At 71.6% G+C, this 15388-nt stretch carries 16 protein-coding genes; 6 read left to right on the plus strand and 10 right to left on the minus strand.

The features are described 5' to 3' along the window. The first annotated feature begins 130 nt into the window (after window positions 1–130). On the plus strand, window positions 131–826 hold the full coding sequence (locus tag ACZ52C_RS14040) for a DUF4232 domain-containing protein (RefSeq protein WP_469074956.1): 696 nt from the start codon (window positions 131–133) through the stop codon (window positions 824–826). A 58-nt stretch (window positions 827–884) separates the two neighbouring features. After that, window positions 885–1742 carry a class I SAM-dependent methyltransferase gene (locus ACZ52C_RS14045; RefSeq protein WP_469074957.1) on the plus strand — a complete coding sequence of 286 codons (858 nt, stop codon included), beginning with the start codon at window positions 885–887 and terminating at the stop codon, window positions 1740–1742. A 706-nt stretch (window positions 1743–2448) separates the two neighbouring features. Here the strand turns inward: ACZ52C_RS14045 and ACZ52C_RS14050 are convergent. The 9 genes from ACZ52C_RS14050 to ACZ52C_RS14090 form a co-directional block, all read right to left on the minus strand. Beyond that, window positions 2449–3396: a class III extradiol dioxygenase subunit beta gene (locus ACZ52C_RS14050; RefSeq protein ID WP_469075337.1), complete on the minus strand. Its 948-nt coding sequence runs from the start codon at window positions 3394–3396 to the stop codon at window positions 2449–2451. A gap of 1 nt (window position 3397) precedes the next feature. After that, window positions 3398–3754, minus strand: a complete 357-nt coding sequence (locus tag ACZ52C_RS14055) for a protocatechuate 3,4-dioxygenase (protein ID WP_469074958.1) — start codon at window positions 3752–3754, stop codon at window positions 3398–3400. A 47-nt stretch (window positions 3755–3801) separates the two neighbouring features. Further along, on the minus strand, window positions 3802–4554 hold the full coding sequence (locus ACZ52C_RS14060) for an SDR family NAD(P)-dependent oxidoreductase (RefSeq protein WP_469074959.1): 753 nt from the start codon (window positions 4552–4554) through the stop codon (window positions 3802–3804). After that, the gene (locus ACZ52C_RS14065) at window positions 4551–4832 is read right to left on the minus strand and encodes a muconolactone Delta-isomerase family protein (protein WP_469074960.1); all 282 of its coding nucleotides are present in this window, start codon (window positions 4830–4832) and stop codon (window positions 4551–4553) included. Before ACZ52C_RS14065 ends, ACZ52C_RS14060 begins: the two co-directional genes overlap by 4 nt. A gap of 16 nt (window positions 4833–4848) precedes the next feature. Next, window positions 4849–5565, minus strand: coding sequence for an alpha/beta hydrolase (locus ACZ52C_RS14070; protein WP_469074961.1), 717 nt, complete (start codon window positions 5563–5565; stop codon window positions 4849–4851). Then, complete coding sequence (locus ACZ52C_RS14075; protein WP_469074962.1) at window positions 5562–6590, minus strand: Rieske 2Fe-2S domain-containing protein; 1029 nt, start codon at window positions 6588–6590, stop codon at window positions 5562–5564. Before ACZ52C_RS14075 ends, ACZ52C_RS14070 begins: the two co-directional genes overlap by 4 nt. Before the next feature lie 73 nt (window positions 6591–6663). Then, window positions 6664–7695: a PDR/VanB family oxidoreductase gene (locus ACZ52C_RS14080; RefSeq protein ID WP_469074963.1), complete on the minus strand. Its 1032-nt coding sequence runs from the start codon at window positions 7693–7695 to the stop codon at window positions 6664–6666. 117 nt (window positions 7696–7812) lie between these two features. Next, entirely contained in the window at window positions 7813–8112 is a 300-nt protein-coding gene (locus ACZ52C_RS14085) for a hypothetical protein (RefSeq protein ID WP_469074964.1), read from the minus strand. After that, the gene (locus ACZ52C_RS14090; protein ID WP_469074965.1) at window positions 8109–8858 is read right to left on the minus strand and encodes a PIG-L deacetylase family protein; all 750 of its coding nucleotides are present in this window, start codon (window positions 8856–8858) and stop codon (window positions 8109–8111) included. Before ACZ52C_RS14090 ends, ACZ52C_RS14085 begins: the two co-directional genes overlap by 4 nt. Window positions 8859–9223: 365 nt before the next feature. On the opposite strand from ACZ52C_RS14090, the gene ACZ52C_RS14095 reads away from it, so the two are divergent. Next, the gene (locus tag ACZ52C_RS14095) at window positions 9224–9907 is read left to right on the plus strand and encodes a 4-carboxy-4-hydroxy-2-oxoadipate aldolase/oxaloacetate decarboxylase (RefSeq protein WP_469074966.1); all 684 of its coding nucleotides are present in this window, start codon (window positions 9224–9226) and stop codon (window positions 9905–9907) included. A gap of 128 nt (window positions 9908–10035) precedes the next feature. Then, window positions 10036–10698 (plus strand): GntR family transcriptional regulator, encoded by a 663-nt coding sequence (locus ACZ52C_RS14100; protein WP_469074967.1) that lies wholly within the window; start codon window positions 10036–10038, stop codon window positions 10696–10698. Window positions 10699–10984: 286 nt separating this feature from the next. Here the strand turns inward: ACZ52C_RS14100 and ACZ52C_RS14105 are convergent, their stop codons facing one another. After that, window positions 10985–12616 carry an AMP-binding protein gene (locus ACZ52C_RS14105; RefSeq protein ID WP_469074968.1) on the minus strand — a complete coding sequence of 544 codons (1632 nt, stop codon included), beginning with the start codon at window positions 12614–12616 and terminating at the stop codon, window positions 10985–10987. 377 nt (window positions 12617–12993) lie between these two features. Here ACZ52C_RS14105 and ACZ52C_RS14110 point away from each other — a divergent pair, with 377 nt between their 5' ends. After that, window positions 12994–14610 (plus strand): GAF domain-containing sensor histidine kinase, encoded by a 1617-nt coding sequence (locus ACZ52C_RS14110; protein ID WP_469074969.1) that lies wholly within the window; start codon window positions 12994–12996, stop codon window positions 14608–14610. Window positions 14611–14636: 26 nt separating this feature from the next. Then, window positions 14637–15278, plus strand: a complete 642-nt coding sequence (locus tag ACZ52C_RS14115; RefSeq protein ID WP_469074970.1) for a response regulator — start codon at window positions 14637–14639, stop codon at window positions 15276–15278. Window positions 15279–15388: the final 110 nt, after the last annotated feature.

Here is a 15388-nt window from a genome sequence, read left to right on the forward strand (position 1 = left end):
AGTGTGAACTCGCTCCGTGCATACCCGGTGACTGGGTCTCACGTGCGCGCCGGTCACGGCGTCCCGCGCGGATGTACGGCTTGCGTGCGGAGTCACGGCTTCCGCGTCGCGTCCGTGTCAGGATCGGCTCATGATCCCGATACGCGGCCGTTCGGCCTCCCGCGCGCTCCTGGTGACGGCACTGATCCTGGCCGTCGCCGGCTGCGGGCTCGCGGACGAAGTGGACCGCGAACTCGATCCCGACCGCGCGGCGCCCCAGCCCTCGGCCTCGTCGACACCCCCGAACGTGCCCGAGGGGCTGCGGGGCCCGGAGTCGCCCGCGGCCACCGGGACACCGGCCGGCGCGGGACCCACCGAGGCCGCGTCACCCGACGGGGCGACCGCCTGCCCCACCTCCGGGGTGCGCATGCAGCCCGGGCTCGTGGAGGCGGCGATGGGCCTGCGGGCGATGAGCGTGACCCTCACCAACTGCGGCGAGAAGCCGTACACCGTCAAGGGCTACCCGTCGATCCAGGTGCTCGACGAGGACGGCGAGGTCCACGACGACGTACGTGTCCTCCGGGGGCCGCAGGAGATCACCACCGGCGTGCCCGACTTCGGCCCCCACCAGGTCACCCTGAAGCCCGGCGAGTCCGCCGGGACCTCGCTGGTCTGGCGCAACACGGTCACCGAGGCGGACGTGCCGGCCGTCGACGCCCCCGGCCTGCGCATCGCCCCGCTCCCCGGCCGCCCCGCCGAGATCCTCACCCCCGACGGCGGCCTCGACCTCGGCAACACCGGCCGCCTCGGCACGACGGCCTGGGCGAAGCTCGCCCCGGATCTCTGACACGTCAGGGGTGCTTAACCGGTTGCGGGTCCGCCGCGGTGATCAGCACCCTGGAACCATGAGCCGGACACGGTACGACAACGAGCCCCAACTCCCGTCCCTGCCCGAGGAGATACTCGCCTACTACGAGCGCGGAGGGGAACTCACCCGCCTCAGGCAGGGCACCGGGCGGCTGGAGTTCTGGCGCACCCAGGACCTCCTGCGCCGACTGCTGCCCGAGGCTCCCGCGCGCGTGCTCGACGTCGGCGGCGGCACGGGCATCCATGCCGAGTGGCTGGCCGAGGACGGGTACGAGGTCGAGGTCGTCGATCCGGTGCCGATGCACGTGGAACGCTCCGGACAGCTGCCCGGCGTCACCGCCCGGCTCGGGGACGCCCGCGCCCTGCCCGCCGAGGACGCCGCGTACGACGTCGTCCTGTATCTCGGGCCGCTCTACCACCTCCCCGAACACCCGGACCGGGTGAGGGCGTTGGCCGAGGCCCGGCGGGTGGTGCGGCCGGGGGGCGCGGTGGTCGCGGCCACGATCAACCGCTTCGCCGGGCTCAACGACACCCTCATGCAGGGGAACTACTTCATCCCGGAACGCCGCGAGCGCACCGACGCCGTGTCGGGCCACGGCAGACACCGGTACTCGTCGGCGGACCCGCACTTCACCACCGCCTACTTCGCCGATCCAGCCGACGTGCCCGGCGAGTTCGCCGAGGCCGGACTCGTCCCCGAGGGGCAGTACGGCGTGGAGGGCGTCGCCTGGCTGATGGGCGGGGTCGAGGAGTGGCTGGACGACCCGGAGCGCCGGGAGGCCGTGCTGGCCGCGACCCGGCGCATCGAGTCGGAGCCGACGCTGCTGGGAGCGAGCGGACATGTGCTGACGGTGGGGCGGAGACCGGGAGAGGACCTGGAGGGCGCCGTCGGCTGAGACGCGGCGTGCCACGCGCTGCCGGGGACGCCCCGGCATCGAGGGTGAGCGATTCCGCCACGTCGGCCGAATGCGGCTGGACACCGTCGGCCTGTTCGTCGGCCATCAGGCGTTCGGTGGCCGGGCGGGCTGGGCATGCGAACATCGCGTGACCATCGCATGCACGTACACGCCCGGACGGTGTCTGCTGGACCTGGAAGTCAGCGGTGCGGTGGAGATCAGCGATGCAGTGGAGGTCAGCGGGCGGGACCCGACCCGAGGCCCCCCAACCGGTGCAGGGGAGGCCCGGCGTCCGGATCATGGAGTGTCTTCGTCCGGGGACGCCGTGGAACGCGAGCGCGCGGGCATCGCCACTGACGGCGGCCCTTCGGCCAGGGGCACCGGCCCCGGAACCTCTGGTCGATGACGCGCTCGGTGGGTCTCCATCACGACTTCCACGAGACGAAGGCCCCGCGTCGTGCTTCGCCGGACCCGGCGAAGCACGCCCTGTTCGTGGTGGTGATGCTCGCCGCGGCCGGGCACCGCACCGCCCACGCGAAGGGCCGCACTGACCTGCCCGGTCCTGGTGATCGCCGCCCATCCGGATCTTGCTCTGCCCGGGCGGGGGCCCGGAACAGGCACCCACGGGCCCCGCCGCAACTGCACGTACTTCCGGCCGGGAAGTGGCCCGGTCCGAAGCGGCCCTCGCGCTGAAGGCGGCACGTCGCTACTGCGGGGCGGCACTCTTCGGGCCGTGGCCGTGGCCGTGGCCGTGGCCGTGGCCGGGGCCGGGGCCGTGCCCACGGCCCCGGGCAGTGGCCGGTCCTTCTGGCAGGGCGGTGCCGAGATTCTCGAACAGCACCATCCCGGCCGCTGTGTTGGAGGCGGGCACGTGGTAGGCATCGTGCACGCGGCGGATGCGTGGTCCGAGGGCTCCGCGCATGATCAGCCACATGATGAGCTCGATGCCCTCCGAACCGGCCTCGTGGATGTAGTCCTCCCGGCTCAGCGCTGCCAGCTTCTCCGGGGCGTGCTCGATGGCGTCGAGGTACATCCGGTCGAAGTCCTGGTTGATCAGCCCCGCTCGGGCACCCGCGAGCTGATGGGACATGCCGCCGGTACCGAAGACGGCGACCTTGAGGTTTTCGGGGAAGGAACGGATCGCCTCACCGAGGGCCCTTCCCAGGGCCAGGCACCGTGCCGCCGTGGGCTGCGGGTACTGGATGACGTTGACCAGGAGGGGGACGACAGCGCACGGCCAGCTCTCCCCGGGGTCGGGGCAGTACACCGACAGCGGCACGGTCAGACCGTGGTCCACGGCGAGGTCCTGGAACACCGTGATGTCGAAGGAGGAGTCGACCAGGCTTTCGATGAGGTGGTCGGAGAACTCCGGGGCGCCGACGACGGTCGGGACCGGGCGGCTGCCCCATCCTTCGTCCGCCACCTCGTACGAGGCCGCCGCGCCGATCGCGAAGGTCGGTGTGACGGACATGTCGACGGCGTTGGCGTGGTCGTTGTAGACGATCACGGCCACGTCCGGCGTGTGCCGGGCCATCCACTCACGGGCCGGCGCGTAGCCGTCGAACAGTGGTCTCCAGTACGGGTCCTCGGTCTTCCCCCGGTCCATCGCCGCGCCGATCGACGGCACATGGGAGGTGGCCAGACCCCATATCACCTCAGCCAAAGCTCCGCCCTCCCGCTTCCAGTGCCTGGGTGAACTCCTCGGTGGTCATGCCGGTGAACACGCCTCCGAGGTACTGCATGGACTTCTGGTCCAGCACCGCGAGTTTGAAGACGTAGAAGATGGAGCCGCCCAGCTCCAGCATCCGCGTCCAGTCCCGGTCCAGGACCGCCTCCCGCTGCTCGGCCGTGAGTCCGTGCTCCTCGCAGTACGCGCTCTCGTCCGCGCTGAACCTCACGCGGTTGGCGGCGTCCTTCAACGAGCCGCAGAGCCGGTTCAGCGCCCGGCCCCGACGGTTGTCGGCGGTGTCGAAGACGTAGGTACCCGTGACGTGCGGTGTGCGGGTGGACATGGCTTCTCCTTTTCTCTCCTCTTCCGCTGTCGTGCCCGGGCGGCCGGTCAGTGCAGCACTCCGCCACCGTCGCAGACGAGCGTCTGACCGGTGACCATGGCCGCGTCCGGCGAGGCCAGATACGAGACGAGCCCCGCGAAGTGCTCCGGGGTGACGTACTCCCGGATCGCCTGCTGCCGCATGGTCGCGGCGAATACCTCGTCGCCGGAGTGCGCCCTGGTGCCGGGCGTGGCGACCTGGGCGGGTGCCACCGCGTTGACGGTGATCCCGTGCGCGCCGAGTTCTCGCGCCATCACCCGGGTCATGCCGATCAGCGCGCCCTTGCTGGCGACGTAGGCGAGTTGGCCCGGTGAGCCGGTGAAGAAGGTGCGGGAGGCGACATTGATCACCCTGCCGTGGTGTGCGCTCCTGACCAGCCACGGCACGCACGCCTGCACCATGAGAAGCGGGCCGACGGCGTTGACGGCGAAGAAGCGGTGCAGTTCCTGCGGGGTGGCCTCCATGAGACCGCTCCGGCCGGAGAGCAGGCCCGCGTTGTTGACCAGGACGTCCACGCCGCCGTAGGTCTCCGCGATCTCCTCGACGGTGCGGCGTGTGGCGGCCGGGTCGCTGACGTCGCAACGCCAGGCCCGTACGCCGGTGATCGCAGCCCCGTCGTCCAACCGTGCCGTGTCGTCGGGTTCGGTGATGTCCAGGGCGGCGACGGTGAACCCGTCGGCGGCCAGCCGGCGCACGATGGGCCCGCCGAGTCCACCCGCCGCGCCCGTGACGACCGCGACCCGAGCGCTCCGCGTGGTCACGGTGCCTTCTCCTGCGGGTGGGTGGCCAGCGCCTCCACGGTGATGTCCATCCACTTCCACATCGGCAGGGACACGAGCGCGTCGTGCAGTTCAGCCGGGTCGGCCGCCTCGTACAGGCCGATGGTCGCGTTGCGGCCCGGTACCCGCCACAGCCGTTTGAGGATCCCGGCCTCGCGGAGTTCCTGGGCCCGTGCGCGCTCGCCCCTGCGCAGGCTCTCACGGACGTCGTCAGGGGTGTCGGGGGGCAGGGTGTTCTCGGTGCGGACGAGGAATTCCATGCGGGTGTCCTACCTCTCAGGGCTTCAGGCCGGATCCGGCGACATCCAGCACGTCCGCCAGTTCACCGGGGGCGGTGACCATGGCCTCGTGACCGGTGGAGATCTCGTGGACCGGCCAACCCCGGGCGGCGGCGCGCTCGGCGTGCGGGGTGAACACCCGCATCCAGTCGGTGCATTCGACGAAGACGCCGGGCACCTGCTCGGCCTTGCCGGTCAGCCTCAACGGCTCCGTGTAGGTCAGCCACGGGTGCGGCGTGAGGCGGGGGCCGAGCCAGTCCAGGTCCGACTGTTCCTCCACACCCAGGACGCTCAGCGAGCGCACCGGGATGAGCCAGCCGAAGCCCGGCCCGGCCACGGACTCCCGGTAGTGGCCGGCGATGGTGGCGGGCAGCAGGTCGATCGCCGCGTCCCCGTCGTCGCCGACGAAGGCGTCGAGGTGGATCCGTCCGGCCAACCGCTCCGGGACACGGTCCGCGACGCCGGTGACGACCTGACCGGCGTAGCTGTGCCCGACGAGCACGACGTCCCGCAGGTCGTGGGCCTCGATCAGAGCCACGACGTCCTGGATGTGCGTCGTCAGGCCCACGTGCGGACCGAGCAGGTGGGCGCGGTCGCTCACCCCGGTGAGGGTGGGGGCGTGCACCTCATGCCCGGCGGCGCGCATTCTCGGGGCCACGCGCTGCCACACCCATCCGCCGTGCCAGGCCCCGTGCAGGAGGACGAAGACGCTCATGCCGGTACGTTCCCTCGCTGTTCGCGGGCCAGCATCTTCGCCAGCGCGCGGCGTCCCCGCAGGGCGGCCAGGTCGGAGCGGATGCTGGACTCGACGGTGCCGCCCGGGTCCGTGGCGTACATCAGCTCCTGGGCCTCCAGGGCGTCGACGTCCTCCTGCATCACCGCGAGCTGCTGCTTGTGCTGGAACTCGGTGAGGTCCTCGTCGTCGATGAGGTAGTCGCGGGCCAGGGCGTAGAAGTCGTGGGTCTCGTTGCCGCGCCCGGGCGTCATGCCGTACAGCACCTTCATGTGGAAGCCCTCCGGTTCCTCGGTGCCGGTGGCCGCGACGCGGATGTGGAGGATGAAGATCCCGGGCGGGTGGAACTCGCCGTCCTGCCAGCGGTCCACCGGTGAGGTCAGCCCGCACGACTTCTCGTAGAAGGGCGGGGCCTCGATGCCGGCCATGCGGCGGCTGAAGCCGACCCGGTCGCCGTCCACGGTGACGTCGATCGGGGTGGCGGCGACGGCCGCGTTGCCGATGCTCGTCGGGTGCAGGAACGTCTCGTGCGTGAGGTCGAGCAGGTTCTCCACCAGCAGCAGGTGGCGAGCCTTCAGCGGTACGACGCCGTGTACGTGCGTCCAGCGCGGGTTGGTCAGCCACGAGGTGTCGGGCAGCAGGCTCGCGTCGGCCTGGTCGGGGTCGCCGGGCCAGATCCAGATGACGCCGTCCTGCTCGACCAGGGGGAAGCGGCGCAGGGCGGCCTTGGGCCGGTCGGCCTGCTCGGCGACGCCGACGCACACGCCCTGCCCGTCGAAGCGGTAGCCGTGGTAGTCGCACTGGAGCGTGCCCTGGTCGTCCAAGTGGCCCAGGGACAGCGGGTACTTGCGGTGGGGGCAGCGGTCCTCGACGGCGGTCACGCTGCCATCGGGCAGCCGGTAGAAGCAGACCGGGATGTCCGTGATCCAGCGGCCGGTGAGCCCCCGGCCGATCTCGTCGGACCAGGCCCCCAGGTACCAGCCGTTGCGCACGTGTGAGGAGAGCATGACGGCAACGCCTTTCTCTTCGAAGTCTTATGCGAGCGGCGGGCCGAGGCCCAGCCAGTCAGAGCCCGGCCAGTCACAGGTCCAGGACGAGGCGGCCGCCGCGGGCGCGGGAGACGCAGATCAGCATGGTGTCGCCGGCGGCCCGCTCGTCGTCGGTGAGCAGGGAGTCCCGGTGGTCGATCTCGCCGGCCAGGACGGCCGTCTCGCAGGAGCCGCAGATGCCTTCCTCGCAGGAGGAAAGGACCGGTGCGCCCGCCGCTTCGACGGCCTTGAGCACCGACTGTCCCGGCTGCACGGTGACCGTCGTCCCGGACGAGCGCAGCTCCACCTCGAACGGTTCGTCGGCCTCGCCGTCGTCCGCGTGCCGCCCCGGCGTCGCGGCGAACCGCTCCACGTGGAGCGATCCCGCCGGCCAGGTCGCGCAGTGCGCCTCGACCGCGTCGATCAGCCCGGCCGGGCCGCAGCAGTACACCAGGGCGGAGGGATCGGGGTCGCCCAGATGGCCGGCGAGGTCGAGCAGGCCGTACTCGTCCTGCGGCCGTACGGTCACGCGCTCGCCGTAGCCCTCCAGCTCGGACAGGAACGCCATGGACGCCCGGCTCCGGCCCCCGTAGAGCAGGGACCAGTCGGCCCCGGCCGCGCCGGCCTCGGCGATCATCGGCAGCAGCGGGGTGATGCCGATGCCGCCGGCGACGAACAGGTACCGCGAGGCCTGCCGCAGGGGGAAGTTGTTGCGCGGGCCCCGTATCCGCAGTTCGCTCGCCTCGCGGACCTGGTCGTGGATCCACTGCGATCCGCCACGTCCGTCCGGCTCCCGCAGCACCGCGATGCGCCAGCAGTCGGTGATGGCCGTCGGACCGCACAGCGAGTACTGGCGCACGGTGCCCGTGGGGAGGACGACGTCGATGTGCGCGCCCGGCTGCCAGGGCGGCAGCGGTACGCCGTCGCGCGGTGCGAGCACCAGGGACGTGACGCCGTCCGCCGCCGTCTGCCGGGACAGCACGGTGACTGTGCCGTTGTACTCGTCGCGTGGCGCCTTGACGACTGTGGCCGCGGCCGTCCCGAGCGGTAGCGCGTCCAGGGCGGCGGTCGACGGGCTCGTCATGCGTGTCATCTCCTCGGCACGGTCGGTGGTGCGGTGGCACGTTCGACGCTAGTCGCGGGGAATGCGCAGGTCGTCACGCTAATGACCGGACCCGGACGGCGGAAGGTCACGGCCCGACTACGTCATTCGTCCCGACTGCCGGGCTCCCGCCCGTGCCCCCGGGGCCTGGTCGAGGTGGATGTGCAGCGGGTGGTCCGTGCTCCACAGGGCTTCCACCACGGCGTGCAGATGCTCCGCGTCGACCCGCCACAGAGGCTCGCCGTAACGGTCGTCCCGCGTGATGCCGTCCGACGGGACGGCGTCGGTCAGCAGTCCCCGGGGGCCCGCGGCGCGGTCCGGGGCGTCCGCTCCCTGTGCGAACTCCACGAACAGGGAGGTGTCGCGGAAGGGCACCCAGATGTGCGTGGCCGCGGTCATGCCAGCGTCCCCGTGGTCTCGGGGTAGAGCCGTACGTACGCCTCGCCCATGGTCCCGTGCGAAAGGCCCAGGTTGGGGCCGGCGTTCCGCTTGAGCTGGACCCCGCGGCGTGTGGCGAGATCGGTGTAGTAGTCCCACATGTGCTGCTGGGCGGCCAGGCACTCCATGGCCTTGCGCTTCTTGTCGAAGACGGTGGTGATGTCGAGCAGGACATTGGGCTTGAAGTCGCACTGCTCGGGCTGGTGCGGTTCGAAGAAGAACACCGGGGGAGCACCGAGGGGCTCACCGGGCGCGTCGTAGCCGATCGCCTGAGCGAGCACGCGTGCCTGCAGGGCCATGCGGGCGGCGGCCGGGTGGTCGCCGTTGTAGGGGTCTGTGAGGGTGTGGGTGAGGACGACCGTGGGGTTCACCTCCCGGTAGACGCGCACGATGCGGTCGACCAACTCGGGTGTCTCCGAAAGGGGGTAGTCCCCGGCGTCCAGGAACTCGATCTCCGCGCCCAGCGCGGCGGCGGCGTCGGTGGCCTCCGTGCGGCGGAGTTGCTTGATCTCGTCGAGGCGGAGGCCGTCCCGCCAGGCTTTGGCGGACTCGCCGCGTTCGCCGAAGCTCAGGCACAGCACCTTGGCGCGCTGACCGCGTTCGGCGGCCAGGGCGATGGCGCCGCCGGCCCGCCAGACGAAATCGCCGGCGTGCGCGCTGATCACCAGCAGGGTGCCGTCGGAGGCTTGCGACGTGGTGGGGGTCATGGGGACTCCTTGGGTCGGACGGGACCGGACGGGGCCGGACGCACCGGGGCGTCGGCGGGACGGTCGGCGTGTGCCGGGACGCCGGCGACTTCGTGTGCGGGTGGCGGGCCGCCGAGCAGCGTGCCCCCGGACCTGGCAGAAGCAGGTCGGCACGAGGTTCGGCACGAGATCGGGCCGCGAAGCGATGCCGTGCTTGAGGGTGGGCATCCTGCGAAGTCCGCCGCAGTGGCACGACGTTGACACAGAGCGAGCGGGGCGGCATGAGCCACGACGCGGTGTCACCATAATCGTGAAAGTTTTTGTTGACAATAGTGTTGACGTCAAGCAATCTCCTGACAGCATTCCTGGAACAGCCCGGAGGAGACATGCCCAACCGCCATGTCGTCGTCAGGAACATCGACCGACCGGCCCCGGACGTCGTCGCCCGGCTCGCCGAGGCCGGGGCGTCCACCGTCCACGAGGCCATCGGCCGCCGTGGCTTCGCAGGGAGCGACCTGAGGCCGAACCAGCAGAACGTGCGGATGGCGGGCCCGGCGGTGACGGTCAGCTCGCACCCCGGGGACAACCTGATGATCCACGCGGCCGTCGAGGTGTGCCGCCCCGGGGACGTCCTCGTGGTGACCACCACCTCCCCGTCCACTGACGGGATGTTCGGCGAACTGCTGGCGACGTCCCTCGCCGCCCGCGGTGTCATCGGCCTGGTCACGGCGGCCGGCGTGCGCGACACCGCGGAACTGCGGGAGATGGGCTTCCACGTCTGGTCCCGGGCCGTGTCCGCACAGGGCACGGTGAAGGCGTCCCCGGGCTCGGTCAACGTGCCCGTGACGCTCGGCGGGGTGTCCGTGCGCCCCGGGGACGTCGTCGTCGCCGACGACGACGGCGTGGTCGTCGTACCTCGCGCGGAGGCGGAGGAGGCGGCCGAGCTGGCGGAGAAGCGGATCGCGAAGGAAGCCGCCAACCGGGAGGTGCTGCGCTCCGGGACCCTGGGCGTGGACCACTACGGACTGCGCGCCCGGCTCGCCGATCTCGGCGTCACCTATCAGGACTGACGCTCGCCGATCCCCGGCCGTGCGGCGCTTGCCGGCTGTGGTCGCCGGCCGCGAAGCGGGCGCACGACCGCGCGGAACGAGCCGGTCTTCCTCCCTCATGGACCCACAGTGGATGGTGACTACGCACAATGAGCACTCCCGGTACTCCCGTCGGATTCGACGTCACCGGTGCGATCCGGGACGAGCTGCTGCGTGGCAGGTACGCGCCGCGGCAGCGCCTGATCGAGACGGATCTCTGCGAACAGTTCGGCGTCGGCCGCGCCGGCGTGCGGGCGGCGTTCCAGCAACTGGCGGCGGAAGGGCTGGTGGAGATCCAGCGCAACCGCGGCGCCCGCGTCCGGGAGATCGCCTTCGCCGAGGCCGTCCAGATCACGGAGGCCCGCATGGTGCTGGAAGGGCTGTTGGCCGCCCGCGCGGCGGAGCGGATCAGCCCGGCGGGGAGCGAGATGCTGCGCCGGATCGGCGAGGACATGGCGAAAGCGGTGGCCGACGGCGAACTGGCGGCGTACAGCGACCTCAACGCCCGTCTGCACCGCTGCGTACGTGACATCGCCGGTCACGAGACCGCCAACCGGCTCATCGAGCAACTGAGGGCCCAGGTGGTCCGGCACCAGTTCATGCTCTCGCAGGTGCCCGGCCGAGCCCGTGCGTCGCTGCCCCAGCACCAGCGGATCATCGAGGCGATCGTCGCCGGCGACCCGGGGGAGGCCGAGACCGCCATGCGGGACCATGTCGCCAGCGTGATCGAGGCGCTGAGGGCCCTGGAGACGAGTAGGAGCGCGGAGGGCTGAGAGGCCCCGAATGCCGGGCGGCAACCATGGATTGAGCCACGGTTCGCCCGGCCGCTAGGCCGCGAGGCCGCGAACCCGCGCGCCGCCTGTGGACGACGGGCGCGCGGTCGGCAGAACGATCGACAGGCCGGTCGGGGCGACGGCCGGAGAACACGGTGGGTGGGCGTGGACCGCCACCAGGCCACCTGACGACGACGGTCTCGCGCTCCGCGGCCGGCTGCGGGAACTGCTGGAAGAACGAGGTGAGTGGGTCGGCCCTGAGGCGGGCCGTCGTCGTGGTCCCCCGTCAGCCTCCCGCCGGACCGGCGTTCTGGGCCGTCCTCCTGGCCCAGGCGATCTCGAGCTTGCCCGTCGGCGTACGGGGCAGGACGTCCGTCAGCACGACGGACCGCGGGACCTTGTAACCGGCGAGGCTGCGCCGGACCCAGTCGCGCAGCTCCTCGCCGGTGGCCGTGGCGGCCGGTCCGACCGCGACGACAGCAGCCACCCGCTCTCCCCATGTCTCGTCGGGGACACCCACGACGACGCAGTCCTTCACCTCGGGGTGCGTCAGCAGCACGTCCTCCACCTCCTGCGGGTGCACCTTCTCCCCGCCGGTGTTGATCACGCCCGAGCCGCGCCCGAGGAACCTGATCGCGCCGTCGGCTTCGATCTGCGCGAGATCGCCGGGGACGGAATACCGGACCCCGTCGATGGTGCGGAACGTCCGGGCGCTCTTCCCGGTGTCCTTGTAGTAGCCGAGCGGCATCGGCCCGCGGTAGGCGAGGACACCGGTCTCACCGCTGCCGGGATCGACGAAACGGTCACCCTCGCCGATCACCCTGGTCGCGGGCACCGGATGGAACCGGGCCGGCAGCTCCCGTACCGACGAGGTGACCGCCAGCGCGAAGGGACCGCCCTCACTGGAGGCGATGGCGTCGACGACCGTGACGTCGGCGCGTTCGTGCAGCGCCTTCTTCAGCCGGTCGTCGAGCGCGGTGCCGGAGCTGAGGACCGTGCGCAGGGTATGCAGGTCGTACGGTGTGCCCGTGCCTTCGGCGCGCACCAGTTCGTCGACGAGCGGCCGGCAGACGGCGTTGCCCGCGACGAGCAGTGTGTCGACCTCGCGCTCGGCGAGCGTCTGCCAGACGTGGACCGGATCCAGTGAGCCCTGTCGTGCCATGACCGCCCGGCCGCCCACCAGCAGGGTGCCCATGGTGTTGAACAGACCGGTGGCGTGCATCAGCGGGACGACCGGCATGGTGGTCGGCGCTCTGCCTTCACGGCGGGCGGCGACCGCGATCGACGCCGCTTCCTCGAGCGTCTTCGGCAGCTCGGTGACGCCGGCCTGCCTCAGGATCGGGATGGAGTGGAGCAGGTCGCCGAGCTGCCACATCACACCCTTCGGCTTGCCCGTGGTGCCGCCGGTGTACATGAAGAGCCGGTCCGATCCGGGCCGGGGCCGGGCCGCGCGGGGTGCGTGCCTCGCGAGCAGCTCCTCCAGCTCGGGCACCGCGGGCCCGGCCGGGCCCGCGGTGGGCGGATCCCCGGCCCTCACGAGCAGCTTCAACGTCCTCACGTGTCCGGCGGCATGTGCGACCCGGTCCGCCAAGGCGCCACTGAACACGAGCGCCGCCGCGTCCGCGTCCGTGAGCAGCTCGGACAACTCCTCGCCGGTGTAGCGGTAGTTGGCGTTCGCCGGCACGGCGCCGAGCTTGAACGCCGCGAAGACCGTCTCCAGGTACGCGGCACCGTTGTACAGGTAGCAGGCCACCGTGTCGCCGGCCCGCACCCCGGCGTCCTCCAGCGCGGTGGCCAGCCGTGCCGCACGATCGTCGAACTCCCGGTAGGTCAGCTCGCGACCGGGCTCGGTGATGGCGACGGCATCGGGCAGGGCGCGGGAGACCGCCTCCCAGATCGTGCCGATGGACACGTCCATTCCTCAGACCTCCTTGTCCTCGGGGCTCGGATACCAGGGCGGCGCGGGCGCGGACCGACCATGCGGCCGAGCCCGTCCCGCGGGCCTCGCCGGATCCCATCCGGGGGAGTGGGGGATCCGGCGAGGTGGATGCCCAGGCTAGGCGGGTGCCGTCGGAGGGGGAACGCGAGCAATGACTGAAGCCGCTCGGCGCTTCGACAGGCGATGAACAGGTCAAATGACGTAGCACCGCCGTCGGCGCACCGGGCTACGATGCTGCCGTCGGCACTACCCCGAACCCCGACCTCCACCCAGATCCCTCCGCCGGACCCTTCCGCCAGTCCATACGCCCCAGGCTCCGTGGAATCCGTTGTACGCGGCTGATGAGGAGACAGGCCATGTCCGCTGCACTGCTCGTCGAATGGGGCGAGGTCGCCACCGCGACCGTGGACGGCCTCGCCGTGGTGGACTGCGCCGGCCGCTTCGTCCAGCTGAACCCCGCGGCGGTCGCGCTGTGCGGCGCGCGCCGGGAGGCCGATCTCATCGGTGCCCCCGCTCCGTTCGCTCTCACCACGGAGCCCACGACCTGCCCGGGGCTGCTGGAGGACCAGCCGGACGAGCAGGTGGCCCACTGGGTGACCGGCTCCGGGGCGCGCCGCGAGTTCGCCTACCGGGCCCGCAACCTGCCGGCCGACCCGAGCCTGAAGGTCGTGTCCTTCCGCGACGTGACGGACGAGGGGCACCGCCACCGCAGGGTCGCGGCCATCGCCCGGACCTCCGTCGCCCTGGCCTCCGAGGGATCACTGGGCTCGACCCTTGACGCCGTCGCCCGGCAGATCGTCCAGACCGACGGACTGGCAGGGGTGCAGATCCTGATCCTGGACAGCACGGGCCGGGAACTGCGGCTGATGGGCTCCGCCGGTCTACGGCGCTCGGACGCGTTCCTCGACCGTCTGCTGGAGTGCCGCGACCGTGGCGCCCGACTGGTCATGCTCGACACCCTGAAGGCACGCGAACCGATCGTCGTCCCCCACCGATGGGCGGAGATCCGCTCGGACCCGGCCTGGGAACCGCTGCACGACTATCTCGGTGAACTGGCCTGGGACTCCTTCGTCAGCGTGCCGCTGATGGTGCGCGGCCGCGCCGAAGGTGTGCTGAACGCGTACTTCGCGCCGGGCCAGGAGGTCGGCACACGCACGCTGGAGTTCCTCGCCGCCATGACCGAACAGGCCGCCCTCGCCGTCGACTACGCGACACTGCTGCAGCGTGAACGCGACGGAGCCCGGCAGGACGAACGCCAGCGCCTGGCCCGGGATCTGCACGACTCGATCGTCCAGCAGGTGTTCTCGATCGGCATGCAGGCCAACGCGGTGGGCGTACTCGGGGCGCGCGGCGTACCGGTGCCCGCCGAGGCCGTCCGGCGCTTCGCGGACGAGATCGGAACGCTCTCGCGGACCGTGCTCGCCGACCTGAGGGCGATGGTGCACGAACTGCGTCCGTCCTCCACCGCCGACCTCGGTCTGGAGGAGACGGTGCGCACGCTCGTCAGGAGCACCGAGAACCGGACCGGTCTTGACTTCCGGCTCCGGTTCGGGCGGGGGCTGGACTCGATCGACCCCGAACTCGCCGAGGACGCCTACCGGATCATCGCGGAGGCCATCCACAACGTGGTCAAACACGCGGAGGCCACCCTCGCCACCGTCCGCCTCGGCGTCCACGGCCACACCCTGACCGCAGGCGTCTCGGACAACGGCCGCGGACTGCGTGACCCGAGCGCGCGGCCGGTTCCTCCGCAGGGCGACCGTGGCGTCGGCGCGCGGGGAGCCGCGGAGGGCTACGGACTGACGACGATGCGGGAAAGGGCGGAACGATGGGGCGGCACCATGAGGATCAGCTCGCGCGCGCAGAGGGGTACGGTCGTGCGCGTGGTCATACCCCTGCCCGTACAGGTGCCGGACCCGTCCCCCGAGGACCCGGACAACTCCGCGAACTCCCCACTGACGGTGCGGCTCTGAGCAGCGGGGAGCGCCGGCCCACCCGGGTGCTGATCGTGGACGACCACGCCGTCGTACGCCGTGGCATCCGCGCCTACCTGGAAGTCCTGGGCGACATGGAGGTCGCCGCGGAGGCGGCCGACGGGCAGGAGGCGCTCGCCCGGCTGGACGCGATGGCGGCCCACGGCGAGCTGCCCGACGTGGTGCTGATCGACCTGCTCATGCCCAGGATGGACGGCCCCACCGCGATCGGGCTGATCAAGGAACACCACCCTGGGGTACGGGTCGTGGTGCTCACCAGCTTCGGCGAGATGGAGCGCGTCCACGCCGCCCTCGCCCAGGGGGCCGCGGGGTACCTGCTCAAGGACGCGGAGGCCGGCGAGGTGGTCTCCGCGATCCGCGCGGCGGCACGCGGAGAGGTCTTCCTCGACCCCGCGGTCGCCCGAGGGCTCACCCAGGAGATCGTGGCGCCGCCGACCGGGCTCGGTGCGCTCACCACCCGCGAGCGTGATGTCCTCGTCCTCGTCGCCGAGGGACGGTCCAACCAGCAGATCGCCGACGAACTGGTGATCAGCGAGCGCACGGCCCGCACGCATGTGAGCAACGTGCTGCGCAAGCTGCGCCTCACGTCACGGACCCAGGCGGCGCTGTTCGCCGTACGGCAGGGACTGGTACCGCCGCGCGGCTGAGCGACGCCTTCGACCGCGACACATGTCCCGGTCCCGGCAGGACACAGGACGGCCGCCGAAGCAGTCATCGGGCAGATCCTTCGAGGACCGGAGCGTACCTACGCTCGGGA

Source organism: Streptomyces sp. NPDC034049 (genome assembly GCF_055575575.1).

Coding starts and splice junctions, on each gene's coding strand:
- ACZ52C_RS14085 (WP_469074964.1), bottom strand. CDS start 8,112: ATGACCGCGGCCACGCACATCTGGGTGCCCTTCCGCGACACCTCCCTG.
- ACZ52C_RS14105 (WP_469074968.1), bottom strand. CDS start 12,616: ATGGACGTGTCCATCGGCACGATCTGGGAGGCGGTCTCCCGCGCCCTG.
- ACZ52C_RS14100 (WP_469074967.1), top strand. CDS start 10,036: ATGAGCACTCCCGGTACTCCCGTCGGATTCGACGTCACCGGTGCGATC.
- ACZ52C_RS14090 (WP_469074965.1), bottom strand. CDS start 8,858: ATGACCCCCACCACGTCGCAAGCCTCCGACGGCACCCTGCTGGTGATC.
- ACZ52C_RS14070 (WP_469074961.1), bottom strand. CDS start 5,565: ATGAGCGTCTTCGTCCTCCTGCACGGGGCCTGGCACGGCGGATGGGTG.
- ACZ52C_RS14110 (WP_469074969.1), top strand. CDS start 12,994: ATGTCCGCTGCACTGCTCGTCGAATGGGGCGAGGTCGCCACCGCGACC.
- ACZ52C_RS14075 (WP_469074962.1), bottom strand. CDS start 6,590: ATGCTCTCCTCACACGTGCGCAACGGCTGGTACCTGGGGGCCTGGTCC.
- ACZ52C_RS14055 (WP_469074958.1), bottom strand. CDS start 3,754: ATGTCCACCCGCACACCGCACGTCACGGGTACCTACGTCTTCGACACC.
- ACZ52C_RS14080 (WP_469074963.1), bottom strand. CDS start 7,695: ATGACGAGCCCGTCGACCGCCGCCCTGGACGCGCTACCGCTCGGGACG.
- ACZ52C_RS14040 (WP_469074956.1), top strand. CDS start 131: ATGATCCCGATACGCGGCCGTTCGGCCTCCCGCGCGCTCCTGGTGACG.
- ACZ52C_RS14045 (WP_469074957.1), top strand. CDS start 885: ATGAGCCGGACACGGTACGACAACGAGCCCCAACTCCCGTCCCTGCCC.
- ACZ52C_RS14095 (WP_469074966.1), top strand. CDS start 9,224: ATGCCCAACCGCCATGTCGTCGTCAGGAACATCGACCGACCGGCCCCG.
- ACZ52C_RS14065 (WP_469074960.1), bottom strand. CDS start 4,832: ATGGAATTCCTCGTCCGCACCGAGAACACCCTGCCCCCCGACACCCCT.